Genomic DNA, 15,184 nt, shown 5'->3' on the forward strand with positions numbered 1-15,184 from the left:
GCATCACCATGGAAAATACCCCACTTTTCATCGGCCTGACACGCGAGGTCAGCTTTGCTGGCCTGCCGATCATGTATCTCGTCTTGTTGATGGTCGTGGTCATGCTCGGTTTCATCTTCACCGGCTCGTTCATCTATCTGATCGTAGCCGGTGGTACCGGCTACGCCGTGCTGCGGGCGCTGGCCGCCTATGATCCAAAGATCATCGACGTATTTATCGCCACCGTGCAGCAGACCCGGATGAGCCCGGCGCTGCTGCGCGGCGAGGGGCTGGTGTACCGTGCTTGAGGCGCCCGCATCCCACGCCACCCGCAGCGTCGCCGAAAAGCACATCGCCAAGGGCGAGTTGCTGGTCAGCGGGCTTCCCTATCTCAGCGTCGTCGATGATGGGACGCTGATGCTGCGCGACGGCGACCTGATGGGCTCGTTCATCGTCGAGGGTATCAACGCCGATACCGTCGATCACCGCCACACGACAGAGCTGTGCAATGCGTTTTCCCGCTTCATCGCTCAACAGCGCGGCACGATGGCCTATTACATCCATCGGATCTCGGTCGAGACACAGCCGAGCATGCCGCCGGTCAAGGGCCATCCTTTCAACGAGGAGATCGACCGGCGCTGGCAGGGCTACCTGCAGGATGTCGGGCTGCGCGACCGCGTCACCGTGGTGACGATCGTCATCCGGCCACCGCGCCGCATCGCCAAGTTCCTGTCGCTGTTCGGCGGCAAGGACGTCCACAGCCGGCAGGAGGTGATGGCGCGGGCGCTGCGCCTCGACCAATTGCTCAACACCTGCATGGTCGGTGTCAGCGAGGCACGGCCAACCCGGCTGACCGTTTCCGACGGTCGCTGGCTCGGCCTGCTGCACACCATCATCGACGGCTCCAGCGGCCGCATCATTCCCGGCGCCAAATTCGCGCCGGTCGCCGACCTGCTTGCCACCTCGCAGGTGACCTTTCGCGGCCGGATGTTCGAATGCAGCGGTCCCGACCGGACGCAGCAGCGGTTCGGCACGATCATCTCGGTCAAGGATTATCCGACCGAGACCTATCCGGGCATTCTCGACCGCCTCAACCTGCCTTACGACACCATCGTCACCCAAAGTTTCACGCCAATCGACGCAATCTCGGCGCAGGGCAAGATTGCCCGGGTACGCAAGCAGATGCGCGCCGCCGAAGACGCCGCCATCTCGCTGATGACCCAGCTCGAGGAGGCGGAAGACGACGTCGCCTCCGGCCGCGTGGTGTTTGGCGAGCATCATTGCAGCATCGCCATCTTCTGCCCAAGCCCCAAGCAGCTGGAGGACGCGGTCGCCTATGTCACCCGCGCCATGCAGGATGCCGGTGCCTCAATTGTCCGCGAAAACTTTTCGGCACGGGCGGTGTATTTCGCCCAGCATCCGGGAAATTTCGCCTATCGCACCCGTCCGGCAATGATTTCCTCGCTCAATTTTTCCCAGCTCTGCGCCATGCACGGGATCTCCAAGGGCAATCCGCCGGAAAAATGCCCGTGGGGCGATGCCGTGACCATCATTCCGACCGGTCGCGGCGAAACGTTCCGCTTCAACTTCCACCTGCCTGGCAAGCCGGGACAACGCACCGTCGGCCACTCGCTGGTGCTCGGCCAGACCGGCTCGGGCAAAACCCTTGGCACCGCCTTCCTGATCAGCCAGGCACAGCGCCTGGAGACCCGCGTCATCCTGTTCGACAAGGACAACGGCTTTGAAATGGCGGTGAGGGCGATGGGGGGCCGCTATTCGGCGGTGCGCATGGGGGAGGAAACCGGCTTCAACCCGATGCGGGCCGAGGCCGACCTGCGCGGCGCCGCCTGGCTGACGGATTGGCTGACGGCATTGGCCGAACACGATGGCGGCCGCCTCAATCCGGTGCAGATCCAGGCGCTCAGCGATGCGGTGCAGGCCAACACGACGGCAGATACACGCCTGCAAAACTTCGAGCAGTTCCGCAGCCAGTTGCGGGCAACCGACGATGACGGCGATCTCTATAACCGGCTCGGGCGCTGGGACGAGGTCGGCCAGTTCGGCTGGCTGTTCGGCGGCAGGGATGTCGATCCGCTGGCTTTCGACAACAAGCTGACGGCCTTCGACCTCACCGAGATCTTCGACAACGACATCATCCGCACCGCCTGGCTGAGCTACGTGTTCCGCCGCATCGAACGGCTGGTCGAGGACGAACAACCAACCCTGCTGGTGCTGGACGAGGCCTGGAAACTGCTGGACGACCCCTATTTCGAGGCCCGCCTGAAGGACTGGATGCTGACGATGCGTAAGAAGAATGTCGCCGTCGTGCTGCTGACCCAGCGCGTCTCCCATATCAAGAACAGCGCCGCTGGCGATGCCATCCTCGAAAGCGCCGTCACCCGGCTGGTCTATCCCAGCGCCTTCAACACCGAGGCGGAACTCGTGCCGCTCAACCTGACGCCCACCGAAAGCACCTTCCTGCAAATCAGCAATGTCGACAACCACCTGGTGCTTTTGAAATCGGGCAGCGACAGCGTCGTGCTGGATTTCGATCTCGGCGCAATCGGCAACGGGCTTGACGTGCTGGGGGGAGGGCGCGGCGAAAAAGCCCCCGAGGGCTGGCGCGACCGGCCGGATTTCCACCTGGAGATGATGCAATGACCGTGCGCTCCGTCCTTTTGCTGCTGCTGCTCGGCTTGCTCTCCTCCTGCCAGTCGGTTCCGGCCGAACGCAAGACCAACTGCTCCTGTGTGTGGGAGCGGCTCGATCACCGCTCAGAAGGAATGCTATCGTGAACCACCGCCTTGCCATTGCACTTCTGGGGAGCACCCTGCTGCTGGTGCCATCCGAAGCCGTCCTGACCGGAACTGCCGTGGCGCAGACGGCGACGGTGACGCCCGCGCCCGATCCCGCCACTGGAGCGGCCCCGGCTAAGCCGGACGATGCCCAGGAGACTTATGACGAGGTGGCGATCCAGCAGATTATGAAAGTGGTCGAACTGTCGCGGACTGTCGCAGGCGGTATTGCCCAGCTGTTTGGCTCGGCAGAAAGCCAGAGACAATTGCTGGACCTGATCCGCGACGCCCAGACAGGGCCGAAGGAATTTCCCCTCCTCAACGATTCCGCCGATGTGGAAGCACGCGACGGCGGCGAGGGGCTGCGGGAAATGGGCGACGGTGCCCTCAACGGCAATGTCGAGGGGCCGCCCGATCTGGTCGATGCCTTCAACAAATTCCGCACGACATTTTCGCTCGACAAGGCGCTGGCGCTGAAGGACGACGAGCTGCTCAGCAAGAAAATGCTGGCCCAGCTGGCCGCCAAGGGTGTGATCGGCGGCGCTGTCGCCGAGAACTCCTACAAGCGCGCCAATGCCAGCATGACGCGGATGAACGACTATATCACCGCCCTGGAAGCCAGCCCCGATCTGAAGACCAGCATCGATATCAACACCCGGGCGGTGATCGAACTGACCCAGCAGACCAACGAGGGCATCCGCACCCAGGCGGCGGTGACCTCAATCGTCAGCGCCTATTTCATGGCGCTGGCAGCCGAAGCCAGCGAGACCGATTGGCTGGAAGGCCTCAAGCAATTCAACAGGTGAGATGATGGGCATTATCCAGTCGATAGGCACGCAAATCGATGTCGCGACAGTCGATTACTTGCAGTCGGTCTTCACCGCGGTCGCCGATCCGGTGAAGGTGCTGCTGAAATCGGTCGGGGTGGTGGCGCTGCTTTTCATTGCCATCAACCACGTCTTCCAGGTGCATAGCATCCATTATTCGAAATATCTGAACTGGGGCGTCACCTATATCATCGTCGTCAGCTTTTCGACCGTGTGGAGCAATTTCAACCCGATCTACGACGCCTTGACCGGCGTCACCCAGGGCTATTCCAACCTGGTCGTCGAAGCCGTGGCAAAGGACATCGAAACACTGCGGGCCGACATTCTCAATCCGGCCAACATCACCGGGGCAGGCGAGGCCAAGACCTATGCGGCGATGGACGAATTCGGCCATGCCATCGTCTGGATCGCCGGGGATTTCTTCCGCGACACCTCCATCCTTGATCTCGGCAAGACGTTTCGCAACATTTTCGCTGGCGTGGTGGTGCTTATTGTCGGCGGCATATTCATCGCTGCCGCCGCCGTCATCGTGCTGATCGCCAAGGTGGGACTGATTCTCGCCATCAGCATGGCACCGCTCGGCATCATGATGTTCATGTGGGAAAAGACCCGGCAATATTTTCAGGGCTGGGTCAGCCTGCTGATCGGATTTGCCGTCATTCCGCTGTTGCTTGGCTGTCTGATGGCTATCGTCCTGTATTTCGCCAGCCACCTGCTCGCCACGTCAGGCGCCAGCAGCCTCGACAAGGACAAGTTCTTCGGCTTCGTCTTCGTGATGATCGCCGCCCTGGTGCTGCTGTTCCACATCCCGACCATGGCGCAGACGCTCGCATCCGCTTCGGTCGCTGTGGGCGGCGCCAGCATCGCACGCGGCATGACCAGTGCCGCCGGGCGGATGAGCGGCACCACCAACCTCAAGCAATATATGCAGGGCCTGCCACAGCGGGCCATGGGGCAGGTGGCCGATCCGCGCAAATATGCGCATGCGGCTGGCGCTGTTGCCGGTGCTGTCCGCTCGGGAGCATCGAAACGGGATACGATGATGACCGGCTTCTCCGCCTTCCGCCGCCATGCCGATGACAGAAAGGCGTTCTGGAGGAACCGGCGCGAACAGGCAGTGGTCGGTCCCGGCCAGATGAGCCCCAACCCGGCCTACCAGTCTTTCCGTTCACCCAGCGGGCAATCGTCCTCCGGCTCCGGGCAGGGGTCGAGCGAGATGTCGCCGGAACAGCAGAACCTCTACCGCGACTAGTGCATTTGCGCGTTTCATCGAAACGCATGAATACTCTAACTCTCTGTTTTAACGAACTTTTGCTGGAAATTCTCTTTGTTCTCACGTGTTTCCGGACGGAAAACCGGTTCCCACTTTTCCTGGAAATTCTCTAGAAGCCACCATTTCGGAAGTAAAGCGCCACCATGTCCAAGATGAATGTTCAGAACGCTTTTGAGGACGAGATCTTCTTTACCCTCAGGCAGCAGCGCAACAACTGGGCCAAGGTTGCCGTGGGAGCGATGATCGCCACCCTGCTGTCGCTGGGCTGCCTCGTCGCCATCCTGCCGCTCAACGAGACCAAGCCCTTCGTGGTGATGGTCGATAAGACCACCGGCCAGGCCGAAAAGCTCGTCCAGGTCCGCCCTGCGACACTCGAACAGCAGGATGCGGTGTTGCAGGCAGAGCTGGTTTCCTATGTCGTTGACCGGGAAACCTTCGACCCAGCCGACAACGCGGTGCGGATCCCGGATGTCATGACCCGGTCCTCCGCCAATGCGGCGGAAACCCTGGCACAACTGTGGACGGCGTCCTCTGCCGAATATCCGCCGACCGTCTATGGCAGTGAGGTTCGGGTGCGGGTGGTGGTGAAATCAATCTCCATCAGCCCCGCCATACGCCGCAATGCCCCGGATCTCGCCCGGGTGCGGATCACCAAATACCGGGAGGAGAAAGGCCGAGGCACTGCGGAGCGCACCTTTGTCGCCACCGTCGGCTACGGCTTCCATCCCAAGGACAATTCCAAGCTCGAGGAGGTCTGGAAAAACCCGCTCGGCTTCAGCGTGCTGAGTTACCGGATCGATGCGGAGACGACGCGATGACTTTCTCAATCCCAACAGGACGCGATGTAATGGTGAAGCCAACGACCGGCCCCCTGCTTTCGGCCATTCTTGCGGCCACTCTGGCGGCCAGCCTGGTAACCGGTCTTGCCACAGCGCCCGCCTATGCCAAACAGGTGGCCGCATCGCCCGCGCCAGTGGCAGCAGCCCCTCTCGATCCCAGGATCAAATATATCGCCTATGGCCAAAACAGCATCTACCGGCTCGATCTCTATCTGAAATCGGTCAGCGTGGTGCAGTTTTCCGATAGCGAAGAGGTGGAATCAATTCTGATCGGCGATAGCGCCTCGTGGGAAATCGTCAAGCTGAAGAACGGCCATGTGGTGAGTATCAAGGCGACGATCCCCTTCGCCGAAACCAATATGACGATCTATACCGACCGTCGCGTCTACACGTTTGAACTGCATTCACGCGGCGATTTTTCCAACAGTGCCGGCGCACCGCCACCGCTGCGGTCGGTCTTTACCTACCCGGCTGACAAGAAACCGAAACAGGCCTCCGGCCCGGCGCAGCCCGAGCGGATCGATTCCAATTACATGCTGTCCGGTCAGGCGGAGTTTCGCCCGACCTGGGTCCAGGACAATGGTCGCCAGACCTCTTTCTTCCTGCCGCCGGGATCGCCACGACCGGCAATCTTCAAGGTCGGTCACGGCAACGAGGAACAGTTGATCAATTCCCGCACGCTCGGCAGCCGGGTCGTCGTTGACGGCACCAGCGACTTCTGGGTGCTGCGCATCGGCGACCAGACCGTTTGCATCGCCCGTGGACATGCCGTGCAGGCAAATTCGCGCACCAAGGTCGAGCCCAGACCAGGAGGTTCCCCAGGAGGTTCTCATGAGTGACAATGACAAAGGACGAGACGACGGCAGGGACGACGGGCTCGACCCGGACCGCCAGCATCGGGCAAATGCCGACACCGACGCAAGCCATGCCGCCGAACGCGAGGTGTTGCTCAACCAGCGGCGGACGCGCCAAACCGGCCTGTCCGGACGAAGCCGGAAGGCAAGGTTATTAGCGTCACTGGCTCTGGTCGGCGGCGCGGCATTTCTGTTCGTGTTCATCGCCGGGCCCACCGGCGCCCTGAAAATGCTTGGCATCGTTGGCAAGGATGGGCCGCGAACCTCGACGGTGGACATGGAGGTTGATCGCGAGCGCAACAATCCCTCGCGCCTCGACTTCATCGTTCCCGCCACCCCCGAGCCGGAAAAAATCAAGCCGGAAGACCCGAACCTCGCCTGGAACCAGCGTTTCAAGGAAATGCAGGACAAGCTTTTGGAGATGGAGCGCAACAAACGCTCAGGTCCGTCGGCCAGCGAGATCAAGGACATATTGGCGAAATACAACGATGGCATGGCGCGCAAACTGGAGGAGGAGCGCAAGGCCATGGCCGACGAGAATGCCAGGCTGCGGGCGCAGGCCGAGCGGGCGGAGGCGGAACGTCGCCGCGCCGAAGAGGAAGCCAAGGCGATCGCCAACAGTGCCAAGGAACGGCAGAAGGTTGAGAAACGCCAGCGCGAATCCGATTCGGTCATCGTTGATGAGCGCAGCAGCCTGTCCGCCCAGCCTGTCGGACCGGATGGTGAAGTGGCGGCAGATCTGAACGCCAATCAGCGGTTTCTGAAATCCGCCGCCTCAAGCGTGGTGCAGACCTCGGTCTCGCAAAAACTCGCCGACCCCTCGCGCATGGTGGTCCAGGGGACGATTATTTCTGCGGTTCTCGAAACGGCCATCGACACCCAATTGCCCGGCAACATCCGCGCCCAGGTGATGCAGCCGGTCTATTCCTTTGACGGCAGCCGCGTGATGATGCCGCCTGGCACGATCCTGATCGGCCAATTCAACAACAATGTCGATCTTGCCCAGAAGCGGGTTCTGATTGCCTGGAACCGGGCCATCACCCCGGATGGAAAGTCGATTGCCATCGGATCAACAGGCACGGACCGGCTTGGCCGCTCTGGCACGCTCGGCAATGTCGATAACCGCTACGGCACCAAGTTTGGCGCTGCCATGCTGATCAGTGCAATCACCGCCATCCCCTCTGCCCTGTCCAGCAAAAGCAGCGGCAGTTCGGGCTCGTCCGGGACCACCGTCAATATCGGCGGTGAGATCGCCAGCAATGCCGGCAGTGATCTTTCCGACCAGACCAGCGGTGTTCTGGAAAAATACCTGGCGCTGCCACCGGTCATCCGCATTCCACAAGGCGAGGAAATCCGTATTTTCGTCAATCGCGACCTGTTGTTCCGATGAGCTACATCGCCCCCAACCGCGAAATCTCCTATGTGGAGCAATATCTCAGCCCCTTGCGGGAGTATCTGACCGATGACCGGGTCAATGAGCTGGTGATCAATCCCAATGGCTCGATCTTTATCGAGGCGGCGGGTGCGGCCTTCATGCACGAGATCGATGTGACGCTGTCAGCCCACGCGATCAAACGGCTGGGCGCGCAGCTGGCAGGCGAGACCCGCAACACGCTCGGCGCGCTGCACCCGATTGTCTCCGGTCGTGTCGCCGTCTGGGGCAATCCGCAGCGCGTCCAGGTCGTCATCGAACCCGCCATCGAGCACGGCGTGTCGCTGTCGATCCGCAAATATCTGTCCAAGGGTCTTTCCAGCAAGGACATCGATTTCGTCGAAGGCGGGCAGATCCGCGTCGATGACGAGCGGAAGGCCCGTCACCAGGCGATTGCCAAAATGGCCCGTGACGGCGACCTACAGGGCCTGTTTCGCCGGGCAATCGATGAAAAATTCAATGTGCTGATTTCAGGCGGCACCTCATCGGGAAAGACCACGGTGGCCCGTTCGCTGATCACCATGATGGATATGAACGAGCGGCTGATCACCATCGAGGATGCGCAGGAGCTGTTTCCGCCGCATCGCAACCAGGTTGGGCTGATCTCCGACCGCAAAGAAAAATCGGAACGCATGCCGTCCAAACTGCTGGAAAGCTGCCTGCGCATGCGTCCCGACCGCATCATCGTCGGCGAGATCCGCGGCATCGAGGCCTATGACTTTCTCGAGGCGATCAATACCGGCCATCCCGGCGCGATCACCACCATCCATGCCGACAGTCCGGCGCTCGCCTTCGACCGGCTGGCGCTGATGGTGATGCGCTCCGGCGTGCGGCTGTCGCACAGCGAGATCATCACCTATGCCAAGCGGACAATCGACCTGGTGATCCAGGTCGGTCGCCGCAATGGCGCACGCGGCGTGCTGGAAATCTACCTGCCGTCGCAGGATCTGGAGTGAACATCCGGGTCGTGCAGCTATCACAAGAGTGAGGGTCTGTCAGATTCGGATTGAACCTGACAGACCCTAGGATCTTTTGTTTTCGTTTGTCTTTTCGGGAAAATCGGGCTTCGCTTTTCCGAAGGCAAACTCTAGCGGCTTATACCGCGCTCAGAGCGAGAAGGCCGATCGAAATTGCGTGGTGATTGTTGGCCGGATCGCTCTGGAGAGCCATTCGCGAGAGTGGCGGGATCAGCAGCATTCGAGCGAGGTGTGTGGTCGGCCATGCTCACCGCGGCAGCGGCCTGAGAAGGCTCCTGTTGTGCCGGATTGCGGCCCAGAATCCTGGTTCTCTTCGGCTGCTGTGCTCCTTCATCATGAAGGTCGTCAGCAGATCTCTTTATGCCTTTCTGGACCTCTCCCTTATGCAGAGGCAATCGGTGCGCTTCAGCAAAGGCTTGCTCTTCTTCGAGGGTTGGGCCGCCTCGATCGCGCTCCTGGCGCTCACGATGCTCCGCAGCCGTCTGGTCACGATCTTGCTGTTCTTGATACTCTTGCTGATCGAGCGCGTCTTTCGCATCGCGATTGTCTTGAGCCGACGAAACCGACATGCCATCGTCAAAATCCTGATAGTTCAGCCGGTCATCCGGGCTCCACTCTCTCGGATAGTGATTGCCATCGGAATCCACCTCCCATTGATTGTAGTATTCTTGATTGGCGCGGCGGATCTCATCGGCGCCCTCATCCACATCATGGGCCTCAGCGAAGGCCTCCTCCTCTTCGCGTGTCGGACCTGCGGGCTCACGCCTGTGCTCCTCATGTTCCGCGATCGCCTTGTTGAGATCGTCTTCCTCTCTTTCGACAGAATTGAGTGCCGCAAGCCTGTCAGCTTCGGTCATTCCCTGCGCGACGCTCTCTCTGGCTACGTGTCTACGCCAGGTTTCAATATCAACCAAAACGGCTCCTATCGATGTAAACGGAATTGAAAACTGTAAAGGAATTCCTTTCAGAACAATTGTATCGGTAAAATTCAGATATTTAAAATTATAAAGGCTACAGATGAAACGTTTTTACATAAATCATGGTTGTGAATTTCAAATTTATACAAAGAATATTGGATAATTTTAAACCGGAATTGGCTTGAAGAGAAAATTACCCAACAAATATAAAGTGCTACAGCGAATCTTTGTGCCCCACATAGGGCGCGCGGCGCTTCGATAGCCGCTTTTGCTGCTTGAGGCCAACTACAGGTTTTCTTTGAGCAAAACCTCTATTCTGATTTTTTCCTGAGAGGCAATCGGCGCGCGCATGTCGGTACGGGCGCGCAGGATGCGTATTGCGCTGCGGACAGCATGGCCCGGGTCCTGGGCAATGATCGCATCAATGACGTTATCGCGGAGCGCGTGTTCACTGAAGGGCGTGCGCTCATGGACGACGACCGTGAGCGCCCGTGGGTCCGCGTATTCAGAGATCGCCAGTATCGGGACACGGCATTCCGGACTCATAATATAGGCTGCGCGAATTTCGCGATTGTGCTCCAGCACTTGGCGAATGATCGTTGCTGTCCGCTTCTCGTCCCCATACGTCTCGAGCGAAGGTAACGTTCGAAGATGCGGAAAATCCACGTTCAGAATGCTGTCAAACCCGCGCCGGCGCTCGATACTGTCGCGGGCAACCATGGTGTCGGCAATCACGATAATCTTGGCGGGCATGACGGGAAGGAAGCGCCCGATGAGCCTGCCTGCGGTAGCACCGGCAGCATAGTTATCTACACCGACAAAATCAGCCGACAGCAGGTTCTCCTGACCTGACATAAATTGGACAACCTGAATACCCCGCGCCATAAGGCGACCAAGAGCATCTCGAACCTGTGGGGACTCAGGCGCCATGACCGCAATGCCGTTCACCGCTTGCTCGTCAATCGAACTCAAGTAACGCGACAACTGATAGGGATCATCGGTTGCAAGCTGCTTAACGGATACGTCCATAAGATCCTGTCGCGCAGTTTGGCCCGCTTCTTCCACCCGAACGAGCAATTCCCGCAGGTATTCGTCACCCTTTTGCGGCAGGACGAACTGGAAACGATAGGTTTTGTTGCGAGCGAGCAGGACGGCTGCCGGATTGCGCACAAAGCCGATCTTCTCAATCGCATCGTTGACCTTCTGCAATGCCTTTTTGCTGACATTTGGCCGCTCGTTCAGGACGCGGTCAACAGTTGCCAGACTGACCCCTGCTGCTTCAGCAAGATCTTTGGCTGTTGGTCTCATCACTTTATTCTCATTCTCTGGCTGGTGTGACAGATCTTCTTTCCGACAGAGACGCGAAAAAAGCAAGAATTGAAGTGCGCACCTCAAAAAAAGCTTGCCTTGAGGTGCGCACCTCAATTATGTCTTTGTTAACGGCATGATTGGTGGCCACCCAAAAGGGCCACAGACGCTTCGCTGGAGGGAGGAGCGCCGTTACCGGCAGACCTGAAGTTTATCGATGCTCGTCGGGGCGCGCGGAGGCTTGTCCCCTAGTGCATCGATCCAAACGGAGGCTTCAGCCGAGTTTGGAAAAATCGATGCATAAAAATGAGTGCACGAAAGCATGAACGAAGTGAATGCGTCAGTGCACGAGGGACCAGCCTTAAAAAAGGGAGGAAGTACCATGAAATCCATGACGTCATTACTCGCAGCCAGTTTGGCTGCTGGCATTCTATCGCTGGGCTCGGCCAAGCTTGCCCAAGCTGAAGATCTTACGTTGTGCTGGGCCGCTTGGGATCCGGCCAATGCGCTTGTCTCTTTAAGTAAGGATTTTGAGGCCAAATCAGGCAACAAGATGCACTTTGAATTTGTGCCCTGGCCCAATTTCGCCGATCGGATGCTCAACGAACTCAACTCGGGCGGCAAGCTTTGTGACTTGATGATCGGCGATAGCCAGTGGGTGGGAGGCGCTGCCGAAAACGGCCAATACGTCAAGCTCAATGGTTTCTTCGAAAAAGAAGGCATCAAGATGAGCGATTTCATTCCCGCGACAGTGACCGGCTATTCTGAATGGCCGAAAGGAACCCCAAACTACTGGGCACTGCCGGCCTTTGGTGATGTGGTCGGTTGGAGCTATCGCAAGGACTGGTTTTCCAGGCCGGACCTTCAGGCTGAGTTTAAGAAGAAATACGGGCGCGACCTCGCAGTTCCGAAAACATTCGCTGAACTTAAGGATATCGGTGAATTCTTCCAGGGCCGGACGATTGATGGCAATACCGTCTATGGCGCTGCGATTTATACGGAGCGCGGCTCGGAAGGCATAACCATGGGCGTCATGGATGTCCTGTACAGCTTTGGCTTTGAATATCAGAACCCTGCCAAACCCTATGACCTGGAAGGGTTCGTCAACTCCAAAGGTGCCGTGCAGGGGTTGGAGTTTTACAAGTCGCTCTATAAATGCTGCGCCCCTCCCGGCTCGTCCGATGCCTATATGTCGGAAAACATTGATGCCTATAAGTCCGGCCAAGTGGCAATGCATATGAACTTCGCCTTCACCTGGCCCGGCATCAACGCCGACCCCAAGGTTGGCGGCGACAAGTCAGGATATTTTCCCAATCCTGCGGGCCCTGACGGCAAGCAGTTTGCCCAGCTTGGCGGCCAAGGCATTTCCGTTGTAGCGGCCTCGAAAAAGCAGGCAGCGGCCCTTGAATACATCAAATGGTTCGCGCAACCTGAAATACAGGCCAAGTGGTGGCAACTGGGCGGCTATTCCGCACTCAGATCTGTCGTTGAAGATCCAGGCTTTGCCAAAAGCCAACCCTATGCCCAGACATTTCTGGACTCGATGGCGATTGTGAAGGATTTCTGGGCAGAGCCTTCTTATGCATCCTTGTTGCAGGCAGCCCAGAAACGTTTCCACAATTACGTCGTTGCAGGGCAAGGCACGTCTAAGGAAGCGCTCGACGGTCTCGTCACCGATTGGACGGAGATCTTTTCCGACGAAGGCAAATACTAAAGTCTGTCAGGTTCAGATTAAACCAAACAGACTCTAGATCTTGTTGTCGTTTGTCTTTTCGGGAAAAACAGTGCCCACTTTTCCCCAATAAACGCCAGGCGCGGTCTGAACCCTCCCAAGCGGGGATCAGCGTCTCTGCGGGACCGGCATTCTTGCTGCCGGTCCCGCCCATTCTCCCGTGTGTACTTAGGAAAACACCATGCTCGATACATCGGCTGATCGGACGGCGCAGGCCACGCCGCCCGTCCTTACGGCGCGTATAAAAGGCCTGTCAGACAGGGCGATAGCCTGGATCTTCGTGGCGCCGTCAATCTTCCTTCTCCTTGCGGTCAATATCTTCCCGTTGATCTGGACAATACGGCTGAGCTTTACGAATTTCCGCGTTAACAGACCGAATGCTCCGGTCGAGTTTGTCGGTCTGAAAAATTACACCAGCATTCTGACCAGCGATGACATCTGGCAGACGATGCAGGCGACAGCGCATTTCCTTGTCTGGACCATCGTTTTGCAAGTGCTGATCGGCTTTTCGCTTGCCTATCTGATCAACAAGAAGTTCCGCGGCAATGACATGTGGACGACCATCATCGTTCTGCCAATGATGTTGAGCCCCGCGGTGGTCGGCAATTTCTGGACATTCCTGTATCAACCGCAGATCGGTCTCTTCAACTACGCCGTTGGGTATCTGACGGGCGCCGATCCATCGTCCTTTTCAATGATCGGCGACGTCTCGCTGGCGCCCTGGGCCATTGTCATCGTCGATACCTGGATGTGGACGCCTTTCGTGATGCTGATCTGCCTTGCAGGCCTGCGTTCTATCCCACCCAGCATTTATGAAGCGGCAGAATGTGACCGCGCCAGCAAATGGCGTCAGTTCTGGACGATCACCATCCCGATGGTGCTGCCCTTCCTGATGCTGGCCATTCTGTTTCGCGGCATCGAAAACTTCAAGATGTTCGATCTCGTCGTGCAGCTCACTGGCGGCGGACCCGGTTCGATCACCGAACTGACCTCGATCAATCTCAAGCGAGAAGCCTTTGAGAAATGGCGCACGGGCTATGCCTCGGCCTACGCGGTCATTCTCTTCGTCACCGTGTTCGGCCTCGCGTCGATCTACGTCAAAGCCCTGAACAAGGTCAAACAAAGATGAGCTATTCGGTTACAGAACCCTCGAACCGTCAAAAATGGTTCGCAGGCAGCCTTGTGGTCGTCTATGCGATCATAACGCTCCTGCCACTGCTGTGGATTATCGGAACGGGCTTCAAGTCGCCGTCGGATGCGATTGCCTATCCGCCGAAGACGTTGTTTTCGCCAACGCTCGAAGGATATGTCAACCTTTTTACCAGCCGCACGCGGGCGTCCGCAGAGGAGCTGCAAACGCTGGGCGAGCCGACGACGTGGTATGATCGCATTGTTCGCAAGGATGGCTTTGTCATCGCTGGCCCGTCGCGCTTTGCGGAGCGCTTTACCAATTCCGTCATCATCGGTTTTGGATCGACGGTCCTGTGTATTGTGCTTGGGACCGCGGCGGCCTACGCCTTCTCGCGCTTCAAAGTGCCGTTAAAGGATGATCTTCTGTTTTTCATCCTTTCGACGCGCATGATGCCGCCGATAGCAGTGGCCATTCCGATTTTCCTGATGTTCCGGCAACTTGGCCTCAACGACACGCATGCGGGGATGATCCTGCTCTACACTGCCGTCAACCTGTCATTGGCAGTCTGGCTTCTCAAAGGGTTCATTGACGAAATTCCCATCGAGTATGAAGAAGCGGCATTGATCGATGGCTACACGCGCTTTCAAGCCTTCTACAAGGTCGTCCTTCCCCAGGCGATGACGGGCATCGCATCGACGGCGATCTTCTGCCTCATCTTTGCCTGGAACGAGTATGCCTTCGCAGTGCTCCTGACGTCGGGAACTGCCCAGACTGCTCCACCCTTCATTCCAACGATCATCGGGGTCGGGGGCCAGGACTGGCCGGCCGTGGCTGCGGGCGCAACCTTGTTTCTTCTCCCCGTCATGGTCTTCACGATCGTCCTTCGCAAGCATCTGCTGCGCGGCATCACTTTCGGAGCTGTTCGCAAATGACCAATTTCATCAACGGACTGTTCCGGTTTCGCCGCGGCGCATGGGAAATGGTGGCATCAATCCTGATCGCGCTGGGCGTTATCATGCTGATGCAGCCATTCACCATCGTGCTCTTTTCCTATTCCTTCATCGTCACGCTGACGGGCACGGTGATGTTCATCATCGTCAGCCATTTTCCGGAGTAGTC

Annotated in this window: 15 protein-coding genes; 13 read left to right on the forward strand and 2 right to left on the reverse strand. The window is 58.4% G+C overall.

Translation table 11 applies throughout. The features are described from left to right. The first annotated feature begins 8 nt into the window (after window positions 1-8). From H1Y61_RS25625 to virB11, 9 genes are all read left to right on the forward strand, one after another. Window positions 9-287, forward strand: coding sequence for a VirB3 family type IV secretion system protein (locus H1Y61_RS25625; protein ID WP_174113270.1), 279 nt, complete (start codon window positions 9-11; stop codon window positions 285-287). Then, window positions 280-2,640, forward strand: a complete 2,361-nt coding sequence (locus H1Y61_RS25630) for a VirB4 family type IV secretion/conjugal transfer ATPase (RefSeq protein ID WP_235681031.1) — start codon at window positions 280-282, stop codon at window positions 2,638-2,640. The genes H1Y61_RS25625 and H1Y61_RS25630 overlap by 8 nt, the downstream gene beginning before the upstream one ends. After that, window positions 2,637-2,774, forward strand: a complete 138-nt coding sequence (locus H1Y61_RS25635) for a hypothetical protein (RefSeq protein ID WP_174113269.1) — start codon at window positions 2,637-2,639, stop codon at window positions 2,772-2,774. Before H1Y61_RS25630 ends, H1Y61_RS25635 begins: the two co-directional genes overlap by 4 nt. Continuing rightward, window positions 2,771-3,580: a type IV secretion system protein gene (locus H1Y61_RS25640; protein WP_235681032.1), complete on the forward strand. Its 810-nt coding sequence runs from the start codon at window positions 2,771-2,773 to the stop codon at window positions 3,578-3,580. The genes H1Y61_RS25635 and H1Y61_RS25640 overlap by 4 nt, the downstream gene beginning before the upstream one ends. Window position 3,581: 1 nt before the next feature. Beyond that, on the forward strand, window positions 3,582-4,853 hold the full coding sequence (locus tag H1Y61_RS25645; RefSeq protein WP_235681033.1) for a TrbL/VirB6 family protein: 1,272 nt from the start codon (window positions 3,582-3,584) through the stop codon (window positions 4,851-4,853). Between the two features lie 164 nt (window positions 4,854-5,017). Then, window positions 5,018-5,692: a VirB8 family type IV secretion system protein gene (locus tag H1Y61_RS25650; protein ID WP_180575657.1), complete on the forward strand. Its 675-nt coding sequence runs from the start codon at window positions 5,018-5,020 to the stop codon at window positions 5,690-5,692. Between the two features lie 29 nt (window positions 5,693-5,721). Beyond that, on the forward strand, window positions 5,722-6,552 hold the full coding sequence (locus H1Y61_RS25655; RefSeq protein WP_180575658.1) for a TrbG/VirB9 family P-type conjugative transfer protein: 831 nt from the start codon (window positions 5,722-5,724) through the stop codon (window positions 6,550-6,552). Then, on the forward strand, window positions 6,545-7,957 hold the full coding sequence (locus tag H1Y61_RS25660) for a TraB/TrbI/VirB10 family type IV secretion system protein (protein ID WP_180575659.1): 1,413 nt from the start codon (window positions 6,545-6,547) through the stop codon (window positions 7,955-7,957). The genes H1Y61_RS25655 and H1Y61_RS25660 overlap by 8 nt, the downstream gene beginning before the upstream one ends. Beyond that, window positions 7,954-8,955 (forward strand): P-type DNA transfer ATPase VirB11, encoded by a 1,002-nt coding sequence (virB11, locus tag H1Y61_RS25665; protein ID WP_174113266.1) that lies wholly within the window; start codon window positions 7,954-7,956, stop codon window positions 8,953-8,955. The genes H1Y61_RS25660 and virB11 overlap by 4 nt, the downstream gene beginning before the upstream one ends. A gap of 131 nt (window positions 8,956-9,086) precedes the next feature. Here the strand turns inward: virB11 and H1Y61_RS25670 are convergent, their stop codons facing one another. Beyond that, window positions 9,087-9,890: a hypothetical protein gene (locus H1Y61_RS25670; RefSeq protein WP_180575660.1), complete on the reverse strand. Its 804-nt coding sequence runs from the start codon at window positions 9,888-9,890 to the stop codon at window positions 9,087-9,089. Window positions 9,891-10,178: 288 nt separating this feature from the next. Continuing rightward, a complete protein-coding gene (locus tag H1Y61_RS25675; protein ID WP_180575661.1) occupies window positions 10,179-11,201 on the reverse strand; it encodes a LacI family DNA-binding transcriptional regulator in 1,023 nt (340 codons plus the stop codon). Between the two features lie 382 nt (window positions 11,202-11,583). Between H1Y61_RS25675 and H1Y61_RS25680 the strand changes: the two genes are divergently transcribed. The 4 genes from H1Y61_RS25680 (at window position 11,584) to H1Y61_RS25695 (ending at window position 15,182) form a co-directional block, all read left to right on the forward strand. Then, window positions 11,584-12,915, forward strand: coding sequence for an ABC transporter substrate-binding protein (locus tag H1Y61_RS25680; protein WP_180575673.1), 1,332 nt, complete (start codon window positions 11,584-11,586; stop codon window positions 12,913-12,915). Between the two features lie 199 nt (window positions 12,916-13,114). After that, the gene (locus H1Y61_RS25685; protein WP_174113262.1) at window positions 13,115-14,062 is read left to right on the forward strand and encodes a carbohydrate ABC transporter permease; all 948 of its coding nucleotides are present in this window, start codon (window positions 13,115-13,117) and stop codon (window positions 14,060-14,062) included. Continuing rightward, window positions 14,059-14,997: a carbohydrate ABC transporter permease gene (locus tag H1Y61_RS25690; RefSeq protein ID WP_174113261.1), complete on the forward strand. Its 939-nt coding sequence runs from the start codon at window positions 14,059-14,061 to the stop codon at window positions 14,995-14,997. The genes H1Y61_RS25685 and H1Y61_RS25690 overlap by 4 nt, the downstream gene beginning before the upstream one ends. Continuing rightward, complete coding sequence (locus tag H1Y61_RS25695) at window positions 14,994-15,182, forward strand: hypothetical protein (protein ID WP_174113260.1); 189 nt, start codon at window positions 14,994-14,996, stop codon at window positions 15,180-15,182. The genes H1Y61_RS25690 and H1Y61_RS25695 overlap by 4 nt, the downstream gene beginning before the upstream one ends. Window positions 15,183-15,184: the final 2 nt, after the last annotated feature.

The organism is Agrobacterium vitis, from assembly GCF_013426735.1.
GTDB classification, from domain to species: Bacteria; Pseudomonadota; Alphaproteobacteria; order Rhizobiales; family Rhizobiaceae; genus Allorhizobium; species Allorhizobium vitis_D.

What these genes read in the sequence shown, in the direction of transcription:
- H1Y61_RS25625 (WP_174113270.1), top strand. Translation starts at nt 9, where the DNA reads ATGGAAAATACCCCACTTTTCATCGGCCTGACACGCGAGGTCAGCTTT.
- H1Y61_RS25680 (WP_180575673.1), top strand. Translation starts at nt 11,584, where the DNA reads ATGAAATCCATGACGTCATTACTCGCAGCCAGTTTGGCTGCTGGCATT.
- H1Y61_RS25660 (WP_180575659.1), top strand. Translation starts at nt 6,545, where the DNA reads ATGAGTGACAATGACAAAGGACGAGACGACGGCAGGGACGACGGGCTC.
- H1Y61_RS25695 (WP_174113260.1), top strand. Translation starts at nt 14,994, where the DNA reads ATGACCAATTTCATCAACGGACTGTTCCGGTTTCGCCGCGGCGCATGG.
- H1Y61_RS25655 (WP_180575658.1), top strand. Translation starts at nt 5,722, where the DNA reads ATGGTGAAGCCAACGACCGGCCCCCTGCTTTCGGCCATTCTTGCGGCC.
- H1Y61_RS25635 (WP_174113269.1), top strand. Translation starts at nt 2,637, where the DNA reads ATGACCGTGCGCTCCGTCCTTTTGCTGCTGCTGCTCGGCTTGCTCTCC.
- H1Y61_RS25675 (WP_180575661.1), bottom strand. Translation starts at nt 11,201, where the DNA reads ATGAGACCAACAGCCAAAGATCTTGCTGAAGCAGCAGGGGTCAGTCTG.
- H1Y61_RS25650 (WP_180575657.1), top strand. Translation starts at nt 5,018, where the DNA reads ATGTCCAAGATGAATGTTCAGAACGCTTTTGAGGACGAGATCTTCTTT.
- H1Y61_RS25645 (WP_235681033.1), top strand. Translation starts at nt 3,582, where the DNA reads ATGATGGGCATTATCCAGTCGATAGGCACGCAAATCGATGTCGCGACA.
- H1Y61_RS25685 (WP_174113262.1), top strand. Translation starts at nt 13,115, where the DNA reads ATGCTCGATACATCGGCTGATCGGACGGCGCAGGCCACGCCGCCCGTC.
- virB11 (WP_174113266.1), top strand. Translation starts at nt 7,954, where the DNA reads ATGAGCTACATCGCCCCCAACCGCGAAATCTCCTATGTGGAGCAATAT.
- H1Y61_RS25690 (WP_174113261.1), top strand. Translation starts at nt 14,059, where the DNA reads ATGAGCTATTCGGTTACAGAACCCTCGAACCGTCAAAAATGGTTCGCA.